The 6,161-nt window shown below is 67.4% G+C and carries 7 protein-coding genes; 3 read left to right on the forward strand and 4 right to left on the reverse strand.

All coding sequences use genetic code 11. The annotated features are described in order from the left end of the window. Positions 1 to 1,129: 3-isopropylmalate dehydratase large subunit (gene leuC, locus AC3XYG_RS25240; RefSeq protein ID WP_489142625.1), on the reverse strand; the 1,129-nt coding region annotated here is incomplete at its 3' end. 202 nt (positions 1,130 to 1,331) lie between these two features. Here leuC and AC3XYG_RS25245 point away from each other — a divergent pair. Both AC3XYG_RS25245 and AC3XYG_RS25250 read left to right on the forward strand, forming a co-directional pair. Beyond that, positions 1,332 to 1,784 (forward strand): DUF2147 domain-containing protein, encoded by a 453-nt coding sequence (locus AC3XYG_RS25245; RefSeq protein ID WP_489142626.1) that lies wholly within the window; start codon positions 1,332 to 1,334, stop codon positions 1,782 to 1,784. 111 nt (positions 1,785 to 1,895) lie between these two features. Next, complete coding sequence (locus AC3XYG_RS25250; RefSeq protein ID WP_489142627.1) at positions 1,896 to 2,552, forward strand: lysozyme inhibitor LprI family protein; 657 nt, start codon at positions 1,896 to 1,898, stop codon at positions 2,550 to 2,552. A gap of 22 nt (positions 2,553 to 2,574) precedes the next feature. Here AC3XYG_RS25250 and AC3XYG_RS25255 read toward each other — a convergent pair whose 3' ends face one another. Then, entirely contained in the window at positions 2,575 to 3,264 is a 690-nt protein-coding gene (locus AC3XYG_RS25255; RefSeq protein WP_489142628.1) for a pyrimidine 5'-nucleotidase, read from the reverse strand. Next, the gene (locus tag AC3XYG_RS25260; protein ID WP_489142629.1) at positions 3,264 to 3,842 is read right to left on the reverse strand and encodes a septation protein A; all 579 of its coding nucleotides are present in this window, start codon (positions 3,840 to 3,842) and stop codon (positions 3,264 to 3,266) included. Before AC3XYG_RS25260 ends, AC3XYG_RS25255 begins: the two co-directional genes overlap by 1 nt. 210 nt (positions 3,843 to 4,052) lie before the next feature. Here AC3XYG_RS25260 and AC3XYG_RS25265 point away from each other — a divergent pair, with 210 nt between their 5' ends. Further along, positions 4,053 to 5,546, forward strand: a complete 1,494-nt coding sequence (locus AC3XYG_RS25265) for an MDR family MFS transporter (protein ID WP_489142630.1) — start codon at positions 4,053 to 4,055, stop codon at positions 5,544 to 5,546. 13 nt (positions 5,547 to 5,559) lie between these two features. On the opposite strand, the gene AC3XYG_RS25270 is transcribed toward AC3XYG_RS25265, so the two are convergent. Then, positions 5,560 to 6,161, reverse strand: a 602-nt coding sequence (locus AC3XYG_RS25270) for a carbohydrate ABC transporter permease (RefSeq protein ID WP_489142631.1), incomplete at its 5' end; no start/stop codon positions are given.

The following is a 6,161-nucleotide window of genomic DNA, read 5'->3' on the forward strand; positions in this document are numbered from 1 at the left end:
CGATGGCGTTGACGCCCGCGGCGACCTTCTTGCCTTTGGCGATGATGGCAGCGGCGCGCAGGTCTTCGATGCGGCCATTGGTGCAGGAACCGATGAAGACATGATCCACCTTGATGTCGGTCAGCGGCATGTTGGCGGTCAGGCCCATATACTGCAGCGCGCGTTCGGCGGCGGCGCGATGATGTTCTTCCTTCATCAGCGATGGGTCCGGCACGTTGCCGGTGATGGGCAGTGCCTGTTCCGGCGATGTGCCCCAGGTCACCATCGGCACGATGTCGGCGGCCTTCAGCACGACCTCGCGGTCGTAGCGGGCGCCGTCATCGGTCGGCAGCGTCCGCCAGTACTCGACGGCCTGGTCCCAGTCGGCGCCCTTCGGCGCCATCGGCCGGCCCTTCACATAGGCGAAGGTGGTGTCGTCGGGGGCGATCAGCCCGGCGCGGGCGCCGGCCTCGATCGACATGTTGCAGACCGTCATCCGGCCTTCCATCGACAGGGCGCGGACGGCCTCGCCGGCATATTCGATGACATGGCCGGTGCCGCCGGCGGTGCCGATGGTGCCGATGATCGCCAGGATCATGTCCTTGGCGGTCACGCCCAGCGGCAGGTCGCCTTCGACCGTGATGCGCATGTTCTTGGCCGGCTTCTGCAGCAGCGTCTGCGTGGCCAGCACGTGCTCGACCTCGCTGGTGCCGATGCCGAAGGCCAGGGCGCCGAAGGCACCATGGGTCGAGGTGTGGCTGTCGCCGCAGACGATGGTGGTGCCCGGCAGGGTGAAGCCCTGCTCCGGCCCGATGATGTGGACCACGCCCTGGCGGACGTCGTTCATGGTGAAGATCGGCACGCCGAAATCGATGGCGTTCTGCTCCAGCGTCTCGACCTGGATCCGGCTTTCCTCGTCGGCGATGCCGCCGGCGCGGTCGGAGGTCGGGACGTTGTGGTCCGGCACCGCCAGGGTGGCGTGCGGCTGGCGCACGGTGCGGCCGGTCAGGCGCAGGCCCTCGAAGGCCTGCGGGCTGGTCACCTCATGCACGAGGTGGCGGTCGATGTAGAGAATGCACGTGCCGTCATCCTGCCGGTGGACGACATGGCTGTCCCAGATCTTGTCGAACAGTGTACGCGGCGCGCTCATCTCTTAATTCTCCGTCACCCGGCAGGTTCCGCCGGTGGCTCCTCTTGGCCGATGCTGGACCATAGCCGAGCGCAAACCCAGGCAAAAGCTGCAATAGTTTCAAAGTTGTCACCCTCTCCGCGGTGCAAATCGGCGCCATGGACAGGAATGGCGTCCGGCCGCATCCTCCAGGGAGAACGACAACGCTTATATGGGAGCGCCCATGGCCATTCGCAGCGCCGTCATCGCCATCGGTCTCGCCACGCTCCTCGCCGGCCCGGCCGCCTTCGCCGCCGATGGCGGGATCAAGGGATTCTGGCGCACCGGCGACGGCCGCTCGGTGATCGAGATCACCGACTGCAACACCGGCATCTGCGGCCGCGTCGTCGCCATGCCGCCCGACGCCAACGCCACCGACCTGAACAACCCGGACGAGAGCAAGCACAGCCGCGCCCTGTGCAAGCTGGTGATCCTGTACGGCTTCACCCAGACCTCCGGCACGGAATGGGAAGACGGCACGATCTACGATCCGAAGGGCGGCAAGACCTACGACGCCAACATGAAGCTGTCCGGCCCCGACACGCTCGACCTGCGCGGCTATGTCGGCATCACCCTGTTCGGCCGCACCGACACCTGGACGCGGCAGCAGCCGGGCAGCTTCAAGGCGTGCGGGTAGGGCGCGGCCCGGACTTGACCGCCGCGGAGAGATCGCAAAAAAGTCGCTTTCGGGCGCCGTAGTGACCAGGATTCGTCGCCTTGCGCGACACTCACCGGGATGATCGGGATCGTGATTCGGAATGCCATCGTGATGCCGGCGCTGGCGCTGGCACTGCTGTTCAGCGCCGTGCCGGCAGCCTTCGCCGCCAGTTTCGACTGCGGCCGGGCCGGCGGCGCCGTCGAGAAGCAGATCTGCGCGGACCCGCAGCTGTCCGCCCTGGATGGCCGCCTGGCCGTTGCCTACAGCACAGCGCTGAAGGCGACTGACGACTACGGCAAGAAGGCCCTGGCCAGGGAACAGCGGAACTGGATCCGGTACACACGCGACATCTGCGAGGACGCGGCTTGCCTGCAGCAGGCCTATACGGACCGGATCACGGTGCTGTCGCGCAACGAGAAGGACATCATCGACTCCGGCGACGGGACTGTGCCTGACGGCAGGACCATCATGCGCTTACGGGACCCCAGCATCCGGATCGACGCCTTCAACACGTCGATCGCCGGCGACAAGAGGTCAGGCAGGATCATCGGATGCTCCGAGTTGATCGGCCTCGCGCCCGGGGTCGGGGCCAACAACATCACCTATGCCGGGATCTGCACGCTCAAGGACGGTGCCAAGCGGACCCAGGTCGAGATCTGCGGCGATGAGATGGTCGGGACGTTCCAGATGCAGGATCGCCCCACCGCCCCGGACCTGGTCGGGTTCGCGCAGGAGTGCGGCGGCTGACGGCCGCCGCCCGGGAAGGAGCTCAGTCCGCTCGTCGCGCGGCGACCACGGCGGCCAGCCAGTCGGCGGTGTCGTCGATGGCGATGTCGATATGGCCATCGCCGGGCAGGGGCTGGCCCCAGTCGGACGGGGTGCGCACCCACACCGTGGTCATGCCCAGATTGTGGGCCGGCAGCAAGTTGCGGGCCATGTCCTCGACCATGATCGTGCTCTCCGGCGCCAGGCCGTAGCGGTCGAGCATCGTGCGGTAGGACACCGGATCCGGCTTCGGCACGTAATCCGCCGCGACGATGTCGAAGATGCCGTCGAACCGGTCGGCGACGCCCAGGCGGTCCAGCACCTGGTCGGCATGGCGGACCGAGCCGTTGGTGAAGATCAGCTTCCGCCCCGGCAGATCGGCCAGCGCCGCCGCCAGCACCGGGCTGGGGCCGATCGCCGAGACGTCGATGTCGTGGACGAATTTCAGGAATGGCCCGGGGTCGACCGCATGCTCGTTCATCAGGCCGCGCAACGTGGTGCCGTGCTCACGGAACAGCCGCTTCTGCAGCACCCGCGCCTCGTCCGGCGGCAGGTCGAGATGCAAACGGATGTATTCGCCCATGCGCCGGTCGATCTGGGCGAACAAATCGGTCTTGGCCGGGTACAGGGTGTTGTCGAGGTCGAACACCCAATTCTCGACATGGTGCAGCGGGTCGGTCGGCGACAGGGCCATTATTCCGCCGCCGGCTTTGCCTGGTGCTTCATCAGCACCGGCATCTGCGCCATGGCGAAGACCAGGGTCAGCGGCAGGATGCCGAACAGCTTGAATCCGGCCCAGAACTCGGTGGTGAAGTTGCGCCAGACCACCTCGTTGATCACGGCCAGGACGACGAAGAACACCGCCCAGCGCCAAGTCAGGATGCGCCAGCCGCTCTCGTCCAGCTCGAACACCGTGCCCATCATCAGCTTCAGGAAGTTGCGCCCGGTGGCCAGGCCGGCGAATAGGATCGCCGCGAACAGCAGGTTCACCACCGTCGGCTTCAGCTTGATGAACAGGTCGTTGTCCAGCCACAGCGTCAGCCCGCCGAAGATCAGCACGAAGACGCAGCCGACCATCGGCATGATCGGCCAGCGCCGCTCCAGCCGCACCGACAGCACCACGGCCACGACGGTCGCGACCATGAACACGGCCGTGGCCGGCATGATGCCGCCCAGCTGGTTGGCGATGAAGAAGAGAAGCAGCGGTCCGGCCTCGAGCCCGAGGCGCAGGAACGGGCTCTTCTCGGCCCTGGGTTGGGTCTGGTCGGTCATGGCCGCACCCTAGAACATGTTCCGCGGCCGCGAAACCGCGATCCACCGTTGCACCCCATGTAACGGAGTCGCGGGACGCTCCATGCCGCAAGGCGATGGCAGCACTGCCGAGACCGCTCTTGTCCGACAAGTATCCCGGGCGAAGTTTAGACTGCTCGGTGCAGGCCATGCCGCCACCGCCGATTCCAGGATTCGGAAACGACAGACACCATGTCCGCACACAACGAGGCGGTTGCCGGGCCGGCGCCGCTCGACCATGCCGCCGTCCGTTCGATCATCATCGGAATCCTGCTGGCCATGATGCTGGCCGCGCTGGACCAGACCATCGTGGCGACGGTGCTGCCGACGATCGGGCAGGAGCTCGGCGACGTCGAACATCTGTCCTGGGTGGTCAGCGCCTATCTCCTCGCCTCCACCGCGGTCACCCCGCTCTACGGCAAGCTCAGCGACATCCATGGCCGGCGGATCACGCTTTTGGTCAGCATCGGCGTGTTCATCGTCGGATCGGTGGTCTGCGCCCTGGCGCCGACCATGCTGGCGCTGATCCTGGCGCGGGCGCTGCAGGGGCTGGGTGGCGGCGGGCTGATCTCGCTGGCCCAGACCATCATCGCCGACGTGGTGTCGCCGAAGGAGCGGTCGCGCTACCAGGCCTATATCGCCAGCGTCTTCGTCACCTCCAGCGTGGTCGGGCCGGTGCTGGGCGGCCTGATCGCCGATCATCTGCACTGGTCGGTGATCTTCTGGATCAACCTGCCGCTCGGCCTCGGCGCCTTCTGGATGACCTGGAACACGCTGCGCCGCCTGCCGCGGCACGAGCGGCGGCACAAGCTCGACGTGCTCGGCGCCGTGCTGATGGTCAGCGCCACCGTGGCGGTGATGCTGGCCCTGACCTGGGGCGGCATGCGCTACCCCTGGAATTCCGTCGAGATCCTCGGCCTGTTCGCCCTGTCGGTGGTGTTCTGGGTGCTGTTCGCCATCCGCCTGCTCAGCGCGGCCGAACCGCTGATCCCGCTGGCGGTGATGTCCAACCCGGTGGTCGGCACCGGCACGGCCGCCGCCTTCTGCGTCATGGGCACCTTCATCGGCCTGTCGATCTATGTGCCGGTCTATCTCGAAGGCATTCTCGGCCTGTCGCCCAGCAATGCCGGCCTGGCGCTGATGCCGCTGATGGCCGGCACCGTGACCGGCGCCAACCTGGCCGGCCGCTTCATGGCCACCATGACGCATTACAAGCGCACGCCGCTGATCGGGCTGGTCTGCGCCGTGGCCGCGCTGCTGGTGCTGGCGGTCCACCCGACCGGCCTGCCGCAATGGTCGGTCGAAATCATGCTCGGCGTGGTCGGGCTCGGCCTCGGCACCGTGCTGCCGGTCACCACCATCTCGATCCAGAACGCGGTGGCGATGCACCAGCTCGGCACCGCCACCGCCTGCATGAACTTCTTCCGCTCGCTCGGCAGCGCCATCGTCGTCGCCGGCTTCGGTGCCATCGTGCTCGGCGCCATCGGCGGGTCCCCCGGCCAGTCGCCGGAAAACCTGGGCGACCTCGGCCCCGGGCTGCACGACGCGCTGGTCGGCAGCTTCCACTGGCTGTTCCTGGCCGCCGCCTTCGGGTTGTCCCTCGGCTTCCTCAGCCTGCTGCTGATGGAGGAACGGCCCCTGCGCAGCGGCGCCGCGGCCCACGCCAAGGAAGCGCTGGTCGAATAGGGGGCGGCGCCCCCTATCCTTTCACCGCGCCGGCGGTCAGGCCGGAGACGATGCGGCGCTGGAAGATCATCACCAGCACGATCAGCGGCACCGTCACCACCACCGACGCCGCCATGATGTTGCCCCAGGGGATGTCGAACTGGGTGGCGCCGGAGATCAGGGCGATCGCCACCGGCACCGTCCGCACCTCGTTGGTCAGGGTGAAGGTCAGGGCGAACAGGAACTCGTTCCAGGCGGCGATGAAGGCCAGCAGGCCGGTGGTCGCCAGGGCGGGGCCCAGGAGCGGCAGGAACACCCGCACCAGGATCTGCCACGGCTTGGCGCCGTCCACGATCGCCGCCTCCTCCAGCTCGCGCGGCAGCTCGCGCATGAAGGTGGTCAGCACCCAGACCGAGAAGGGCAGGGTGAAGATCATGTAGCTGAGGATCAGCGAGCCGAGCTGGTTGTAGATGCCGAGCCAGCGCACCAGCTCGAACAGCCCGGTCAGCACCGCGACCTGCGGGAACATCGAGACGCCGAGGGTCAGCATCAGGATGGTGCTGCGGCCGCGGAACCGCACCCGGCCCAGCGCGTAGGCGGCGCTGACCGACAGCGCCAGGCAGATCAGCACCGTCG

It is taken from the genome of Inquilinus sp., assembly GCF_057815775.1.

Excerpts from the sequence above, each read along its gene's own strand:
- AC3XYG_RS25245 (WP_489142626.1), top strand. The coding sequence starts at position 1,332 with ATGGCCATTCGCAGCGCCGTCATCGCCATCGGTCTCGCCACGCTCCTC.
- AC3XYG_RS25255 (WP_489142628.1), bottom strand. The coding sequence starts at position 3,264 with ATGGCCCTGTCGCCGACCGACCCGCTGCACCATGTCGAGAATTGGGTG.
- AC3XYG_RS25265 (WP_489142630.1), top strand. The coding sequence starts at position 4,053 with ATGTCCGCACACAACGAGGCGGTTGCCGGGCCGGCGCCGCTCGACCAT.
- AC3XYG_RS25260 (WP_489142629.1), bottom strand. The coding sequence starts at position 3,842 with ATGACCGACCAGACCCAACCCAGGGCCGAGAAGAGCCCGTTCCTGCGC.